The sequence below is a fragment of the Sphingobium sp. R-21 genome (genome assembly GCF_049913335.1).
Lineage (GTDB): Bacteria > Pseudomonadota > Alphaproteobacteria > Sphingomonadales > Sphingomonadaceae > Sphingobium.
In genome coordinates this window covers 1,194,525-1,211,800 of sequence record NZ_CP184375.1, presented here as the reverse complement: position 1 = coordinate 1,211,800, position 17,276 = coordinate 1,194,525, and the positions used below count along the sequence as shown (strand labels likewise).

Below are 17,276 nucleotides of genomic sequence, written 5' to 3'. Positions count from 1 at the left end.
GGGCAGTTTCCCCTGCGTCAGCCGCGCATTTCTCTCTACGGGATCAACCCGTTGTTTCAATCACGTTTTGCCCACGCCGCCCGATCAGTGCGTACCACCGTCCCCGCAGCCCGCTTCGTCAGGTCCACCGCAGGAGCGTTCCCAAAGATCCTCATTGCCCGCACCTGTCACAGGTTCGTCAATCAGGGGTGGATAGCCCTGTGCGACGATGTCGCGCAGTTCGATCAGGGACAGGGTGAAGATGCGGCTGACCGATACCGAAGGGTCCAGCACGCCGTTCCATGTGTCGCGGCTGTCAAAGCTGACGCTGGTGCAGGCAGCCGGGCTGCCGATGAGGCAACCGTTGATCCTCGATCCCAAGGCATAGCCGCCGTTGACCGCAACCAGCGGGATCGTTTCCAGGCCCTGCGCGAACGCCCCCGTCGAGAGGGCCAGACGCCCGTTGATGGCGATCTGCAAAGCTGGACCCTGCGAACCGATCACCAGATTATTGGCCGTGAATCCGCGCCGGTCCGGGATCGCTACCGAGAGGCCGCTATTCTGGATGAAGAAGGCCTGGGACGCATTGGCCCGGATTGTTCCCGCACGCAGGATGCCGGCATCGTCGACCGGGCCGTCATTCTGCGCCAGGCGCAAATCCCTGGCGGTGATCGATCCTGTGGAACCGATGTCCGCTATGGCCGACAGAGATGCCGCCATGATGATTGGGCTGTCGAGCGTCAGCACGCCGCCCAGTGCGCCATTGCCGTCGCTGATGTCGATCAGGCCGGCGCCGGCTATGATTTCCAGCCGTCGGCCTGCCGTGAGGGCCAGCCCTCCTTGCCCTGATCGCCCGATCAGCCGCACCGCGCCCTGGACGCGCAGATGCCCGCTGGTGCCGATCGTCAGCATCCCGCCGCTCGCCAGATTGGCCGCGCCCAGTGTCAGGTCCTGCACGATGATGTCCGGCGATCCCGCAACGCTGCGCGCCGGGGCATTGAAGGCGATCTGCGTCGCCGTTACCCGCGCCAGTTCCGCCGCTGACAGGCTGTAGGTTCCAGCGACGTCATTTCCGCCAATATAGGCCGGCTGCTGCAGGTTGATGGCATTGAAAACGACCTGTCTCGTTCTGTTCACGCTGCCGAGTTGGGCCGAACCGCCCAGGACAATGTCGCGCGATCCGATCGTAATCGTCCGGGCGGATGCGGAACCGGTCAGCGTCAGCAGGCCGCCGCCGTTCAAAAGGATGTCGCCCGCCAGCGATATCACATCGCCGAAAATTGCCGAACTAGCAGCCGTGGCCGTCAGCGAATCTCCGGCAGAAAGCCGGGTCGCATTGATCAATCCGCCTGAGAGGGTCATGCCGGTTGCAGCACTGGCGTCGGCGATGGACAGAGCGCCACCCGCTTTCAGCAGCAGCGCTCCTGTCGATGCCGTCGCCTGCGCTATCGTCATGCCGCCCGTCGCGCCAAGGCTGACCGCGCCGCCACTCGCGGTGATCGGACCCGCCGATGCGATATCGCTGACCACCAGGCGGCCGGCGCCCGCATCCAGCAGGCTCTGACCGCCAGCAACCAGGCTGGCGGCGTTGATCCCCTGCGCGGACAGCGTCAGATTTCCGCCAGCGGTCAGCACGCTGCCGGCGGCGAGATTGATATTGCCCGCCGCGCTGAGGATCGTCAGATCGTTGACCGCGCGCAGACTGCCCGCCGAGGACATGGTGATGTTGCCCGGCGCGGTGAAAAGGATGCTGTCCGCAAAAAGGCTGTCACTGCCCTGCGGTCGCCCGACATGGCTGAAATCGATGCGTGTTCCCGACACGCCCGTCAGCGCACCGGTCGCCATGATATCGCCAGCCCCGGCGAAAGCGAAGGAGAGTGGCCCGTCGCTCACGAAGTCGGCATTGCCACCGATCCGCACGAGGTTGGTCGCGCCCACGGAAACGCCCGAAAAGCCGGCGGTCGGGATGCCGAGACTGGAAAGCCGGGCCGATCCAGTGACCCTCAGTCCACCATTGGTGGCCGTGCTGCCGTCGGTCAGGCTGACGAGACCGCTCGCGTCTCCACTCGCGCTCATCAACAATGCGTCGATCAACCGCTGCGCGCCCGGTGACAGCAAGCCGTCATCACGATTGGCAAAGCTGGCGGTGCCGCCGCTGCCCAGGCCGGTGACGCCCGCGGCAGAGGCGCCGCCCGGCGCTTTGCCGCCGATCCCGCCCAGTCCCCCCTGTCCGTCCGCGCGCAAGGTCATGCCGCCTAGCACATAATCGCCATTGCTGGAATCGAACGCCGCAAGGCCGCCCGCGCCGTTTCCACCGTTGCCGCCCAGGCCGCCGGACAGGCCCGCATTGCTACCCACGCTGCCATCGGCGCCCAGCCCGCCCTGGCCATTTGCGGTGATGCTGTAAGCGGGCATTTGAGGCAGGGCGCCGCCCAGCACAATGCGTGCATCCGCAATCCGTAATGTCGCCGAGCCAGCCAGGCCATTGCCGCCCGCTCCACCATTGCCGCCGACCGGCCCGGCAGTGCCAAGAGCGCCATCGCCGCCCGTCGCATCGCCGCTGATGCGCAGCGCCAATCCGGTTGTCGCCGTCGCGCCGGAGCCAAGTGCGAACAAGGCCGCGCCGCCGGTCGCATTGCCGCCGTCCGCCCCCAAAAGACCCGCGCCGCTGCGCACGCCGCTTTGGCCGCCAGCCCCGCCGATCGCTTCCGCCAACACGCCGATATCGCCGGCATCCAGCAGGGTCGAGGCTCCGGTCAGACCCAGCGACGCGCTTCCGCCGAATGCATCGCCGCCGCGCCCGCCGCTGCCATCATAGCCAGTGCCGCCTGTACCGCCCAGACCGGCAGCGGTGACGCGCAGCGTCCCGCTCACTGTCGTCGCGCCGAATGAGAGGCCGAGTGTCGCGGCGCCGCCCATTCCGAAGCCACCCGCGCCGCCGGTCCCGCCACCGCCGCCCATGCTGCCGATGCCGTCGGCGCTGACGGTCAGGTTCGCGAAAAGGGGATCGACGTCGACCAGCATCGCGGCGCTGCCGCCCGTTCCCCGGCCACCCGCACCGCCGCCCGTAGTGCCGTAGAAGAAAATCGGGTTGCCATTATTGTCGAAGCTGCTGAAGCCGCTATTGCCCGCCTGACCGCCAATCCCGTCGGCATCGACGGTGACAGCGCCAATGGCATGGCCTTCGTTCAGATAGGAAAAAGCTGCCGTGCCGCCCAGCCCGTCGCCGGCCGCCGCGCCGGGTCCGTCGCTGCCATTATTGCCGCCCGCGCCGCCCATGCCCTCCGCCGAGATCAGCAGCGACGGCGCGGTCAGCACGCCGCCCGCCAGCGTCACGTCCGCCGTCCCGCCCGTGCCAAGACCGCCTGCGCCGGCGCGATAAAATCCGGCGCCGTCGGCGCCGGTTTCCGCGCCATCGCCACCCTTGCCCGTTGCGCGGACGATAGCCGCGCCCGTGATCGTGACGGCCCCACTGCTTCCCGCAGCCAACAACAACCCGGCAGTACCGCCCGTGCCGGTTCCGCCATCCGCGCCGTCGGCCTGAAAGACCGGATAGCCCATGCCGCCGGCGCCGCCCGCATCGATGGCAAGTGTCGTCAGTCCCAGCGTCCCGCCGCGCGATTGCAGCGCAGCGTTGCCGCCAAGGCCCGCCCCCGCGATCGCCGCGGCTGATGATGGACTATTCGCACCGTCCGCCTCCCCGCCGGTGCCCTGCGCGCTCAGCAGCAGCGTGCCGAGAGTGGCACCGCCGCCCGCGATAAGGAAATCTGCCGTACCGCCCTGCCCGTTGCCTGCACGGAAGGACGTTGTGCCGCCGCCCTCGCATATAAGGCAGTTTTCGCCGGCGGCGCCGCCAGCGCCGTTCGCTCTCGCATCCACCAGATCGGCCGTCAGGCTGCCCGCCAATATGTTGACGTTGATCGTGCCGCCCGTGCCATTGCCGGCATCGCCGCCGTTGAACGTTATGCCATCGATCGGGGGCGCCGAAGCACCCTCGGCCGACAGATAAAGGTTGCCGAAGCGAAGAGCGCCGTCGCCCGCCGAGCCGACCCGGTTTTCCACAAGGATGCTGCCACCCAGCCCGTCGCCGCCGCGACCCGCGACGCCGTCGGAAGCTGCGCTGCTGCCAACGCCATTGGCTTGCAGCGTCATGTCGCCCAGCGCCGAAAAGTCGCCATCGCTGGCATAGAGCAGGACCGATCCGCCCGTGCCGTTCGATCCGTTCGCGCCCGATGCGCCCCCGCCATTGGCAGAGATCCGGCACGAATAGTTGGGGCAGTCGCTGAGCGAGAAGCTGCCACGCTGCCCGCTCGATGCACTGGCGAACAGGGCCACATTTCCACCCGTCCCGCTGCCCGCCAGGCCGGGCGCATCGCCGGCAAAGCCACCCGCGCTGACATAGAGTCCTGCCGCGCTGAAACTGCCGCCCGCAGCGCCGATGGTGATGCTTCCGCCAAGGGCGTCGGCGGTGCGCGGCGTCAGGAAGGTCGATCCCGCAAAGGCGGCAAAGCCCGAGGCGTCGGCAGTGGCGAACAGGTCCTGCGCGATCGCGAGGCCTCCGCCATCATGCGCCGAAATGTTGATCCGCCCGCCCCGCAGCATGCCGCCCGACGCCCCTCCGCCATAGGCCGTCGCATCGGCGTAGAGCGAAACGGATGTAAGGATGTTCAGGCTGCCCGTGCCGCCCACGTCGATGTCGATGCCGGTTGTGCCGGGGATCGCCGCGCCATAGCTGCCGCCGTCCGTCGCATAGCCCGGCGCGGTGCTGACGTCAGCGAAGAAGCTTGTCCAATCGTGCCTGCCCGCGGATATGGCGACCCGGATATCGCCGCTCGTCGCGCTGCCCGCCGCGCCCGTGCTCGCGATGCCGCCTGTCGCCTGCGCTGTGGCCCGAACGGTGCCCAGATCCAGGCCACCCTGTATGAAGGCGCCGGACGTGCCGTTGATCGCGATGCTGCCGCCAACGGCATTGCCGCCGTCCACCGGCGGCACCGACACCTGGAACGCCGTTCCCGCCGAGGCGTCGAGCGTGGTGCTGCCGAAGCCCAGACTCCCTCCTTCCGTGCCGGAGGGCCCGGCAGCGGTCAGTGCCGAAAGGGTGATCGATCCGCCTGTCGCGTTGCCGGACCTGTCGCTGCCATAACCCGCATAGCCCACCGCATTTGCCGTCAGGCTGGCGGCGGTGATCGATCCGCCGGTGGCGATCAGATTGATGATGCCGCCATTGGCGTCGCCGCCGACCAAGGGTACCGAACTGACGCCCGCTTCGCCATCCCCGCTGGCATCCAGATTGAGAGTGCCGGTAACGCCGATCTGTCCGTTGGTGGAGGGCGCGCCGCTGCCGCCGAAGGCCAGCAGGTCGATGCGCCCGCCTGTGCCCCCGTTGCCGGCTTTCAGGTTCATGTCGCGGTCGACGGTGATCGTGCCGGACTGGTCGGCCTGCAGGGTGATGCTGCGTTCGGCGGAAAGCGCGACATTGCCCAGGAAATGGGTGACCGTGGCAGGGCGGATGACGATGTCGCCGGTCGCCGCGCCGGTCACGTCGTTTTGCCAGTCGCCTGACCCGATGCTGAAACCTGCGGCGGCCGTCGCGGTGGCATTGCGCGTCACGATCAGGTTGCCGCCGGCGTCATGGGCGATGTCCGACCCGGCGGAAAGGACGATGGCGCTGCCGTCCGGCGTCACCGACGTTGCGGGCGTATAGCCGACATTGCCCGACAGCAGCATGGTCAGCGCATTGTTCTTCGGCACCGCGACCATGAAGACGCGCTGCAGATCGGTACCCCCGGTCGAGGCCGGGCCCGTTGTCGTGCCGCTGTGGACGACGCCGTTGGCATCAGTGGTGCCGGCCGTGATCGCGATGTCGAACAGGCCGTTGTTGATCCTGATATCGGCGGCTTCCGCGGCGACATAGGCGGCTGAACCGTTGACGTTGACGGTTCCGCCTTGCACCACGCGCGGCGCGACCAGCGCCACATAACTGCCGGATGAAAGTGCGTTGACCTGAGCGCCCGGAAGAAGTTCGACCGAGGATGTGCTGCCCGCCGGACCAGCGAAACGGACATTGTTCCTGTCAAGTCCGTTGCTTGTGTCGATCGCGTTGGTGGTCAGGACCAGCGACCCGACGTTGAAGACACTGTTGGCGCCTGCGATGATGCCGCCCGGCGCATAGAACCAGACCGATCCGCCGGTGGTGGGCGGGCTGCCGACGATCTGGCTCTGCACCGTGCCGTTGAGCGCGATCACGCGCGATACGGGCAGGCCATTGCCATCCAGGGGTAGGATACGGTTCAGAACCGTGAAGTCGCTGGAAGAGCTGAATGTGACTGTCCTGCCCTGAGGCAGGAAGTCGATCGTGCCGGCGCTGGCCGCTCCCCTGTCATCGGGCGTCCAGTCAATGACCGCTTGCGTCGAGTTCAGCGAGATCGCATCGTTTCCAGGGGAACTGCCCTGCGAGATATAGACGTCGGGATTTGGCGTATAGCTGCCCTGAAACGCTTTCTGGCCAACTGCCGCGCCGGCGCCCAGGCCGACCGCGAGCGCAACCGCGCTGGTGCGGCCCAGCAATGTCCAGAGCGAGAAAGCGCCATGCTTCGTCCTCATCAACGCCTCCATGGCAGGATTTGCGTGGTCAGGGAAAGGAGCAGCCGCGTGGCGCCCCTGTCGGTCTGGAAACCTGCCTTGCGCAGTGGCGTCGCCACCGTCAGGTCGAGCCGCGCATGATTGTCCCATGTCGCGCGCAGACCGCCGCCCGCCGAATAGAGTTTCTGCGGATCAAGCCCGGCGAAATTGGCGCTGTGATGCCACATCCAGGCGGCATCGAAGAAAAGAAAGGGCTGGAGCGCGATCGCGCCCGGCTCCCGTGGCGTGATCCGCCCGTAGCGCAGTTCCGCGCCGATCCCCAGGCCACTGTCGCCGGTGATGACGCCGGGATCATAACCGCGGCCGACGGTATAATTGCCAGCGCTCATCTGCTCATAGGAAAGCAACACGTCAGGGCTATATTGCGCCCTGGGCGACAATGCGAAGGTCAGGTCCGGGCGCGGCCGATACTCCGCCTGGACACTCGCTCGCAGCACGAAGGCTGAAGGATCGCCGTCCAACTGGCTGATCGGCGTTCTGGGGAAGGCGCAGTTGACGAATGCCGCGCCGCAGGTTTCGCTCGCGCCCAGCCCTTCGATCCCCTGGCGCAGCTCGGCCATCCCGCCCAGCCGCCAGCGAGGCTCCACGCCGGAATAGCCGATCGTGCTGACAATGCTCTCAGGATCGATCAATTCCCCCTCCAGCCGCAGGAACAGCACGCGCAGCCGGTCGCGGGACAGCGGTATCTTTGGGGTGGCGGTGCCGAAACGCAGATCCTGGTTGACGACCTCCAGGCCGCCCGTCGCAAGCAGGGTGCGCGCCTGACGCCGCACCAGCGGATAGGCGAGCGCCGCCGTGGCTATCATGGTTTCCGATGACAGCGGCACGCCGCGGACCCCCGGTTTGCTCCAGGCGTAAGTGAGGTCGCCCGACAAGCGCAGCCCATCGCTGCCAAGCGCCATGCTGTGTCCGACCTGCAGCACCGTCTGTTCGCTCGGTTGAGCGGTGTTGAAGATGCTGAACAATGTGCTGTCGCCCAGCCCGGTCATGTCGTTGAAGCGCACCCGCGCCAGCCCGCCGAAGCGGCCGACGGCGTTGCTGCCGTAATTCTGGACATTGACGTCCAGTTGAACGCGCTGGCGCACCACCTGCACCTCGCCCACCACTTCCCCCGGCGCCGTGCCCGCGGGGCGCAGGGCGAGGCGAACATCATAGCCTGGGAGGTCGCGGGCCAGCAGCAGATGCCGTTCCGCGTCCCGCACGTTGAAGACCGGCTGACCCTTCAACGCTTCCATATGGGCGGCGATCAGCCTTTCGCTGTTGCCCGCGTCGCCGCGCACCTCCACCGCCACCAGCCGGGCCATGAAAATGTCGAAGCGAACGGTCCCGCCCTTCTCTATGCGCTGGGGCGGAACCTGCACGGCCGCCAGATAGCCCATCTGCCGCAGCATGGTTGCGGCCCGGTCGCGCACTTCGCACAAGGTCGCTATGGGCACTTCGCGCCCGGCAAATTCGCGCCAGCTATCCTCAAGCGCGGCCGGATCGACGATGCGCAGTCCCTCGAAACGGACATCGGCGAAATTGACCTGAACGTTCGCATAGCGCGGATCGGCCAGGGGGCATGGCGCGCGTTCGACGCCGCCGACCACAGTGAGGCGGCTGCCCCGATTCGCCGCTTCGTCCGTCAACTGCCCGCGTGTCAGTTCCTCGCGCGTCGGAGCGCGGGGCGCGACCTGCGCCGCCGCCGCCACAGGCAAGACGATCGGCAGCATCAGCGCCAGCGCCAGCGCCGCCGCCGATCCGCTCAAGGCGGAAGCCCGCATGTGCCCCTTGTTCCCCATATCTGTCCCCAAACGGTCCAAGGCAGCCTTTCCCTTAGGGCTGCCTCACTCCCTGTCTTCAGGCGCGGGCTTCTGCCCGTCACCCTTTCCCCGCGATTGACCGCCGGTTAACAGCGCCGGCGCGTCCCGACAATCAATTCCGCGCGGCCCCGTTGGACAGCGCCGCCATGTCCACCAGCAGGTCGAGCTGCGCCGTGCATTGGCGCGCGATCAGGCTGGATGCGATGCCGTCCAGCCCCGCCGTTTCCGGGCTGACCAGTGCGAAGCGAACATCGGCTGCATGCGATCCGTCGCTCAGGCGATAGGCGGCACCGTCACGGACTGGCGCGGCGGCCGGCCAGCCAGTCACTGATTCGCCGGCTGCGAAGCTCGCCGTCGCTTGCACGCCATCGCCGATGACGCGTACCGTTCCCGATTTGGCCGGATCCGCACGCCACAGGCGCACCGCGGCGGGGTCGGCAACGCAAAGTGTTCCGGATTGCGCGACATCGACCATCCAGAGATTGGGTCGGCGTGGCGGAGCGGCCGGCGTTTCGCCAATGGTGCCGCGTACTGCCCCGGTTCGGGCGCGCCGCACCCGCTTGGTATCCAGCAGGGCGGAGAGCATCACATTATTAGCGGGTGCCGCACTGGCGGCGGCGGCGACGTTGAAGCTGCCGGGCCCACGCAGCGTCCGCGTGCCCCTCGCATCCAGCAGCGTCACCACATCGCCCGCTTTCAGCGTGAGCGATCCGCCATCGCCCAGCTTGCTTCCCGGCTTGTAGGTCGCGGCCGAGGGTCCGGTGGCGCGCACCACCATGGTCTCCGCTGCGGCCTGCCCGCCCAGCCCCGCCACGACATATCCGGCCAATGCGCCGCGCGCGGCAAGCTTACCCCAGACCATAGCTACTTCCTTCCCCGATATGCTCATAACGATATAGCAGATTGGCGATGGCCGCATCGTCCGGATGATGGTTAACCATCATTTTGAGACGTTGCCGCGCACCGTTCTGCGCTTCGGCATCCTCGCCATCGAATGCCGCCAATATCTGCGCCAGTGCCGCGCGTTCTCCGGCGGGAAAGTCCGGCGCCGGCTCGAACAGATCGACCGGGGTCGATCGGCCGCGCAGTCGCACCCGCCCCATCGGACGCCACCAGTCCAGCCCCGACAGCAACATCGCTTCCCGGCTTGCCAGGACGTTCGTTTCCAGCGCCTTGTTTGCCGCTTCCAGCCGTGATGCCGTATTCATGCTGTCGCCGAGCGCGGTATATTGGATGCGCCCTTCACCGCCGAAATTGCCGACGATCGCTTCGCCATGATGCAATCCGACGCGGGTCCGCCCGATCGGTGGCACGCCGGGGGGCAGGTCCCGACGGAACGCCTCCCCCGCCCGCCACATGGCGTAGGCGGCGAGAGCGGCGTTGCGTCCGTCGTCCCGCCGGGCAATGGGCGCGCCCCAGAAGGCGACCACCGCATCGCCAACGAATTTGTCGATGGTTCCGCCATGGGCCAGCACCACATCGCTCAACATGTCGAGATAGCGATTGAGCAACTGGGCGACCATTTCCGGCGCAATGGCGTGGCTGAGCTTGGTGAAGCCCTCCAGGTCGGTGAAGAGGGTGAAGATCAACCGCTTTTCGCCGTGCAGCGCCAACTTCTCCGGCTCCGCCAATATCTGCGCGGCGATGTCGCGGGGCAGATATTTGCCCAGCGCCGCCTGCGCGAAGCGCCGCTGCTGCGAGGTCACGGCCCGCGCCGCCACGCCGATGGCCGTAAAGGCCAGCACCCAGCCCAGCACCCATCCGACCGCCGGCAGCCCCTTGGTGTCCCATCCCCGTGCCTGAAGCCAGAGGGGTACGCCCGCAATCGCCCCGGCCTGCAGGGCCAGCGCCGGCACCAGCGCGAACCATCGTAATTCCGCCAGGCTGGTCAAGCCCGCCGCGCAGACGACCAGCAGCGCCGCGAACCAGCGCCACCCCTCCGGCACCGCGGCCAGGCGAGCGCCGTCGAGCAATTGCGCCAGCATCGTCGCGTGCACTTCAAGCCCGATCATGGTCGAACGTGCCTGCCGCCCCGATAACGGCGTTTCGAACTGGTCGATATCGACGATATCACCGCCGATCAGCACGTGCCGCCCGCGCACCATGGCGGCAAGCGCCGGGGCCATGGCGGGGTCGGCCAGGGTATCGATCTGGAGACTGGGAATCACCGGCTCCTCCGACCCGTCGGCCTGCCTGATCGGCAGGCGGAAGCGGATTGCGCCGCGATAGTCGCGAAAGGATGCGGAAGGCTGCATCGCCAGCGTCAGCAAGGGGGGCTGTCCTGGCGTCGGGACGGGCCAGCTTCGCACCACATTGTCCGCATCGGTTTCCAGCCGGATACTGGCGGGACGGACCCTGGCCGTCCGCGCCTCGCCGATGAACCGATCAAGATATTGCTGCTGCTCGAAAATGATCTGTTCCTGATTGTCGCCCAGATTGGCGTAGCCGAGCCAGACCGGTGTGCGCATGGCGTGGAGGGTGGAGAGCAGTTCGCCATCCTCGTCCTGCGGCTGGTCGAACAGGATGTCGATCCCGATCGACTTTGCCCCCATGGCATCGATGTTCCGCAGCGCCCGCGCCAGCAGGCCCCGGTCGAGCGGCGACCGCTTGCGCGTGGCTATCAGGGTCTGATCGTCATAGACCAGCATCAGGATGCGCTGGTCCTGCGCCACGCGGGGCGCGAAGGTCGCGGCTCGCCAGTCGTAAAGGCCTCTCTCCGCATCGGCGGTCAGGACTTCTCGCGCCCTTCCGCCGCCCAGGGGACGGTTCCAGTCCCACCCGGCCAGGAACAGCGCCAGCAGCAAAAGCGCCCCCGTCGCTGCCAGGCGCCAGCGTCCCGTCTCCCGCACCAGTCGCGCGCCGCGGCGCAGCAGGCCCCGCATCGGCATGATGATCAGCGGCGCGCGATCAGTGGACGCGCGCCGTCGCCGATGATGGCGAAACCCGACCAGTAGAAGGGATGGGAGGTTTCCGCATCATCCATCAGCCTGATCTGCGCGGCCTGCAACGCCTCGGCCATGGGCTGGTCCGCCCCGGCGGCAAACAGGCCGGCCATGAGCCGCTCGGTCGCATGATAATCCTCCGGTGCGGGCCAGTGGCTGGCGATGACGGCGCGGCTCCCCGCGCCGATGAAGGCCCGCACCAGCCCGTCCAGCGCCCCGCCGCCGCCCGAAAGTCCCGCCGCCCGCGTCGTCTCCACACCGGCCGCGCCCGCCGTGTCGCACGCGGACAGAACGACCAGGTCAGCGTTCAGCCGCAGGTCGAAAATCTCGCTGAACTGCAACAGGCCGTCCGATTTCCGGTCCGGCGCGAAGCTGGTGAGCAGGGCCGGGCGCGCCGGGCATCCCGGATGCGGCGGCGTCACGAGCCCATGGGTGGCGAAATGCAGGATGCGAAAGCGGTCGAGGTCACTCCGCGCCATCACCGCTTCGTCCGTGAAGGCAGTGCCCGTAATCAGTTCGCTGCCCTGCCCGCCAATGGCCTGCGCCGCTTCCCGCAACTCCGTGGCGGGGATGGGACGGTTCCATTGCAAGGGCGACCAGCCGCAATCGGCCGTGGACCCGCTGGACAATGCGCCCCGGCTGGAGGCCGTCAGCACCGGCCCGGCAAGCGGCGCATTGTCGCCGAAGCCGATATAGCTCTGCGTCGCGCTGGAGGGCGCCGCCGCCCGGGCGTCGCGAAAGGCTCTCGCCGACAGGGCCGTGCTGACCGCATGGTCGCGGCCCAGCCAGTCAATGCCGCGAAAATCGAACTCGTCGCCCCCTTGGGCGATACGAGCCTCATAGGCGTCCACGCCTGCCTGACTGGCGATCAACAGATTGACCGGCAGTTGCAGCATCGCGCCATCGGGCTCGAAGATCAGGTGCCGTACCGGCTGCAACCGCTGCTCCACCGGTCCGAACAGGTCGAGATACAGGCTGCGCGCCACCGGAACGTCCAGCGCGTAGGTGGTCTGCGCGCCATTGAGATCGATGGAGATCGTCTCGCGCAGCGCCGTGACCTTGCGCGCCACATCGGTCGCGCTGGCCGCCAGCCGATATCCGGTCGCGCCGTCGGCATCGATCCAGAGGGCGTAAAGCGCGTCGCCCAGTTGCGCCAGCTTGTAATAGCCTTCGCCCGGTTTCAGCGTCGCCTGCATTTCAGCCAGTGTCAGCCCCTGCGGACTCAGCGCACGATATTGGGGATAGGCCGCCAACGCTGCCAGCGTACTGGCCTGATCGGCGGCAAGCTGGTCAATGTCGGCCTGCGCCTGCGCGAGGTCGGGCAACAAGGCGCCCTGCCCCTCAGCCGCCTGCCGCAATTGCGCCAGGGCGATCCGCCCGCGCTCTATGTCGCGCGACAAGGACACCGACTGGCGGAAAAGCCGCGCTGCCTCTCCGTCCCCGGCGGACAGCTCGCGGCTCAGTTGCTCCAGCGTATCGGCCGCGCCGGGGCGCATCAGCATCTGCGACGCCGCGAACAGATCGGCGGTCAGTTCAGGTCGCGTGGGAATTTCCTGCGCCAACAGACTGAAATAGGGCTGAAGCTGGTTCGCCATGCCGGTCAGCGCGGCGCGGTTCTCCATGGCGGAGGCGACGATGCCGCGATAAATCTTCAGCGCATCCTCATTGCGGCCCCGCCGGATCAGGAATGCGCCCAGCCGCGCTCGTGCGCCGTTCAATGCTATGGTTTCAGGATATTGCGCGCCCAGCAATGCCAGCGCCTCGTTCAGTTGACGCTCTGCCTGCCCATAATCCCCCTGCGCTTCATATGTCAGCGCGATCTCTCCCAGAAGCTGGGCGCGCAGGCGGGTGATCGACGTGACGCGCCCGTCACGGATCGCGACGGCGCTGGCCAGCGCTCTTGTCAGCACATCCCGCGCGGGCGCCGGCTGGCCCGACAGGCGCAGGATCGTGCCCCGCAATTGCTGCGCCTGCGCGTCCAGGATCGCCGCCCGCTCGGCCGGGGTAAGCCTGTTGTCCTGCCGCACTCCCAGAGCCCGTGCCTGCGACGCCCCGCTGCTCATTCCCGCAGCCAGCTCCGGCGGCAGGGAAACCGCGCCGTCACCATCGGTCGGGGCAGTCGCGCCGGCGGTCATGGGGCGATCGAGTATCGCAAGCGCGCCCGCTATGTCCTGCCGGTTGATGTGATGCATCGCCTCGAAATTGCGGCGCAGCCGGATCTGCACGGCATCGGCGGTGGCAATGCCGCGCGCATCCGCGAAGGCCGTGTCCGCCTGATCGAACAGACCCAGGTTGGACAATTGAAGGCCCCGGTTGACCAGATATTCATGCGCCCGGTTCGCCCGCTCGGTCGGAGTCAGCTTCGCCGTATCGGGATCGCGCGCGAGCCGGTCCGTCAGGCTGTCGAAGAACTCCGCCGCTTCGGCATAATTGCCCGACGCATTGCGTCTGTAGCCTTCGGCTAGCACCGTTTGCGGGTCCAGCGCCGCCGCCTGCAAACGGGCATAGCCGGCACCATTCGCGCCCACGGTCGCGATATCGAGCTTACCCGGTACGATCCGCCCTGAAATGACCGAGCGGAGCCCAAGGTCAAGAGCGCTTGCATAGGCCGCATAGCCCTGCGCGACATAGACCGTCTTGCCGCGCTCGACGGTCAATATGCGATAGGGGCCGACTGCGCCGGTACAATTGCGCATGAGCGCCGCGCCAATTCCGGGCAGGTTGACGCCGCCGGGCGCACCGCATTCGACCGCCCTCTTGCGGGAAGCGGCAAGCCGATCCAGCAATGCCTGGCCAGCATCGCCCGAACCGCTTCGCAGCGCGAAAATCTGACCTACTGGACTAGCTGCATCTCGGCACACCAGCGTCCACGCGCGATCGAACATCGTCCGCGCGGAGGGATCGCCCGACGCGCTCTGCGCCTGGCACAGGGCGCCGCCCTCGCTGCCGATGCGAAAGCTGTCGCTCAGCAATAGCCGGTCGCCCGTCGCCTGCGCATGCGCCGTCATGGACAGACTCAATGCAGCCCATCCGGCAGCACCGCCAACCAGCTTCCCCAATATGCCCAAGACCTGTCCCCCAAACCTTGCCGGATATGTCCGTGCAGGGCCCCCTAGAGCGATTTCCAAGCGATCGGAATGATCGCCGGTCAGGAAATCGCGGTAAAAAGCTCAAACGGCGATCTAATGGCCGTTGCTGCTTGATCGGGTCGTCATAACGCCGCCCGATGCCGCGCCGCAAGGTGAAAGGCGCCTGCAAGCGGCCCGTTCCAACTCCTCCTACTGGAAGGTGAGGCAGGGAAGTAACAGTCGCGTAAGAATCGATCTCTCTTGCGCAATTTTTATTGCATCCCGTGATGGGGCTGATCTAGATTAGATTTGAATAATATTCCTGAAATGGGCGCAGACCCCTATCAGTCAAAAACATAATTATAATGGTCAGTGTGTTAAAAGGGAGGATGATATGACAGGATTTCCGCGCCACGAAAACATATTGCGTTTATCGGCCTCATGCCTTGTTCTCGCACTGTCGAGCATTTCTATCGCCGCTTTTTCGCAAGAAACGGAAAATTCCTCCGATTGGTCGGGTAACGAAATTATCGTTACTGCCACGAAACGCAACGAATCTATCCAGAATGTGCCCTTCTCCATCAATGCGCAGACCGCCGAAGCCATGCAGCGCATGGGCGCCACCTCCATCGAAGACGTATCGCGTAGCGTCGCGGGCCTGACGGTTCAGAATCTTGGGCCGGGGCAGAGCCAGGTCTCCGTGCGCGGCGTATCCGCCGGCCAGGTCGTTCGCGACCAGCCGGGCGTAAAGGAACAGGTTGGCGTCTATCTGGACGAGTCCGTGATCTCCATGTCGCTGTTCACGCCCGATTTCGATCTGTTTGACCTCGATCGCGTGGAAACGCTGCGCGGACCACAGGGCACGCTGTTCGGATCCGGTTCGGAAGGCGGCACCGTCCGCTACATCACCAAGCAGCCGAAACTCGGCCAGACCGAGGGCACGGTCGAAGGCGGCGTCAATGTCCTGAAGGGCGGCGATGTCGGTTATTCGGGCAAGGGCGCGATCAACCTGCCCCTGGGCGAGACGGCGGCAATCCGGGCCGTGGGCTATGCCGAACATTATGCGGGCTTCATCGACGCCATCGGCCCGGCCGCGGGCAAGAACATCAATGACGGCCGCCGCTATGGCGGACGTCTCAGCCTGCTGTGGGAACCCGCGCCCGGCATCAAGGTGACGCCGCGCATCATCTATCAGGATATCAGGACAAACGGCTTCAACCGGGAGGACAGCTATCACCTTTATTATAACCCGCTGATCAGCCCGTCGGACGTTTTCCCGGAACGCACTCAATATCTGAAGCTGCGCGAGGAATTCCGCGACAAGACCACGCTCGCTGACCTGACGGCCAACATCGACATGGGGTCGGACATCGCGTTGACCTCGATCACCACCTATATTCACCGCGACATTCTGGTCAGCCGTGATGCGTCCGCGTTGACCGGGTCGGTGTCGGTCACGCCCTTCGTGATGTCGCTGGGCGTGGCGCCTGCTCTCGCCAATCTCCCATCCAATCTGCGGGACACGACCAGGCTCAAGCAATGGACGCAGGAACTGCGGCTTGCCTCGACCGGCGGAGGGCCGTTCCAATGGGTGCTGGGCGGCTTCTACAGCCATGTCGACCGCACCTATGAACAGCGCTTGCCGACGCCGGGCTATGACGCCATTGTCGACGCGACGCTGGGTGCAGGCACTTCGGCCGGGGCAGCCAATGGTTTCCCGCTCGATTCGCCCTATAACGCCGACATTCCTTACATCATCAAGCAATATGCCGCATTTGGCGAGGCAAGCTACAAGCTGGGCCAGTTCAAGCTGACGGCGGGCGGTCGCTATTATGATTTCAAGGAGACGCGCGATTTCAAGACAGGCGGTCTCTTTTCCAACGACGACAACCGCGTGGGCGACAAGACCGGTTCGACCGGTTTCTCCCCCCGTTTCATCGCCAGCTATGAAGCCAATCGCGACCTGACCTTCAACGTGCAGGCGTCCAAGGGTTTCCGCCTGGGCGGGGTCAATGATCCGCTGAACCTGCCGCTCTGCAATGGCGGCGCCACCGGGCCGGACGCGGCGACCTATGGCAACCGTCCGACTTTCGACGACGAGACGCTCTGGAACTATGAGGCCGGGGTCAAGGCGTCAGGGCGGGGCATCACGTTCAACGCCGCGTTCTTCTACAACGACATCAAGAACCTTCAGGTCACGGCGGATGCGGGAAGCTGTTCCTCGCGCGTCCTGTTCAACGTGCCTAAGGCTCATACGGCGGGCCTGGAAGCAGAACTGAGCGCCCGCATCTCCCCCAATTTCGATCTGTCGCTCAGCGGCAGTTATATCGACTCGAAGATCGACAGCAACGTCACTGACGCGGGCGGCGCGATCATCGCCGGCATCCGCAAGGGCAACCGCCTGCCCACCGTGCCGAAGTTCCAGATGGCGGCAGCGGCAACCTATACCGCGGAGATCGCGACGGAGACCGATTGGTCTTTCACCGCCAGTGTCCAGCATGTGGGCGATCGCTACACCCAGCTTGCCGATCAGGAACCGGGTGCGGGCAGCTTCGCCAATTCCATCTATTATGATCCAGCAACCGGCGCCTACGGCACTGGCGCCTTCAACTTCGGTTCCTACAGGTTGGGCGCCTATAATCTGGTCAACCTGTCGACCGGCGTCAGTTGGAACAGCGGCCTTTCGGTCACCCTCTATGTGAACAACCTGTTCGACGAAAATGCGCTTTATTCGTTGGACCGCGAGCGCGGCGGCCGGGGCCGGTTGGGGTACAATATCGGTACACCGCGCAAGATCGGCGTGACCGTCCGCAAGGACTTCTAAAAAGCCGCCTGCTATCGGG

General features: G+C 66.2%; 6 protein-coding genes. 1 reads left to right on the top strand and 5 read right to left on the bottom strand.

What is annotated here, in order from left to right:
* Positions 1-84: 84 nt before the first annotated feature.
* The 5 genes from ACN9MX_RS20070 to ACN9MX_RS20050 form a co-directional block, all read right to left on the bottom strand.
* A complete protein-coding gene (locus ACN9MX_RS20070; RefSeq protein WP_363828483.1) occupies positions 85-6,582 on the bottom strand; it encodes a beta strand repeat-containing protein in 6,498 nt (2,165 codons plus the stop codon).
* Positions 6,582-8,384 (bottom strand): ShlB/FhaC/HecB family hemolysin secretion/activation protein, encoded by a 1,803-nt coding sequence (locus tag ACN9MX_RS20065; protein WP_363828480.1) that lies wholly within the window; start codon positions 8,382-8,384, stop codon positions 6,582-6,584. The genes ACN9MX_RS20070 and ACN9MX_RS20065 overlap by 1 nt, the downstream gene beginning before the upstream one ends.
* A 151-nt stretch (positions 8,385-8,535) precedes the next feature.
* Entirely contained in the window at positions 8,536-9,285 is a 750-nt protein-coding gene (locus ACN9MX_RS20060) for a hypothetical protein (RefSeq protein ID WP_133654360.1), read from the bottom strand.
* Complete coding sequence (locus ACN9MX_RS20055; RefSeq protein ID WP_363828476.1) at positions 9,272-11,311, bottom strand: adenylate/guanylate cyclase domain-containing protein; 2,040 nt, start codon at positions 11,309-11,311, stop codon at positions 9,272-9,274. Before ACN9MX_RS20055 ends, ACN9MX_RS20060 begins: the two co-directional genes overlap by 14 nt.
* A gap of 5 nt (positions 11,312-11,316) precedes the next feature.
* Complete coding sequence (locus ACN9MX_RS20050; RefSeq protein WP_363828473.1) at positions 11,317-14,373, bottom strand: CHAT domain-containing protein; 3,057 nt, start codon at positions 14,371-14,373, stop codon at positions 11,317-11,319.
* Between the two features lie 454 nt (positions 14,374-14,827).
* Here ACN9MX_RS20050 and ACN9MX_RS20045 point away from each other — a divergent pair, with 454 nt between their 5' ends.
* Positions 14,828-17,257, top strand: coding sequence for a TonB-dependent receptor (locus ACN9MX_RS20045; protein WP_363828470.1), 2,430 nt, complete (start codon positions 14,828-14,830; stop codon positions 17,255-17,257).
* Positions 17,258-17,276 lie beyond the last annotated feature (19 nt).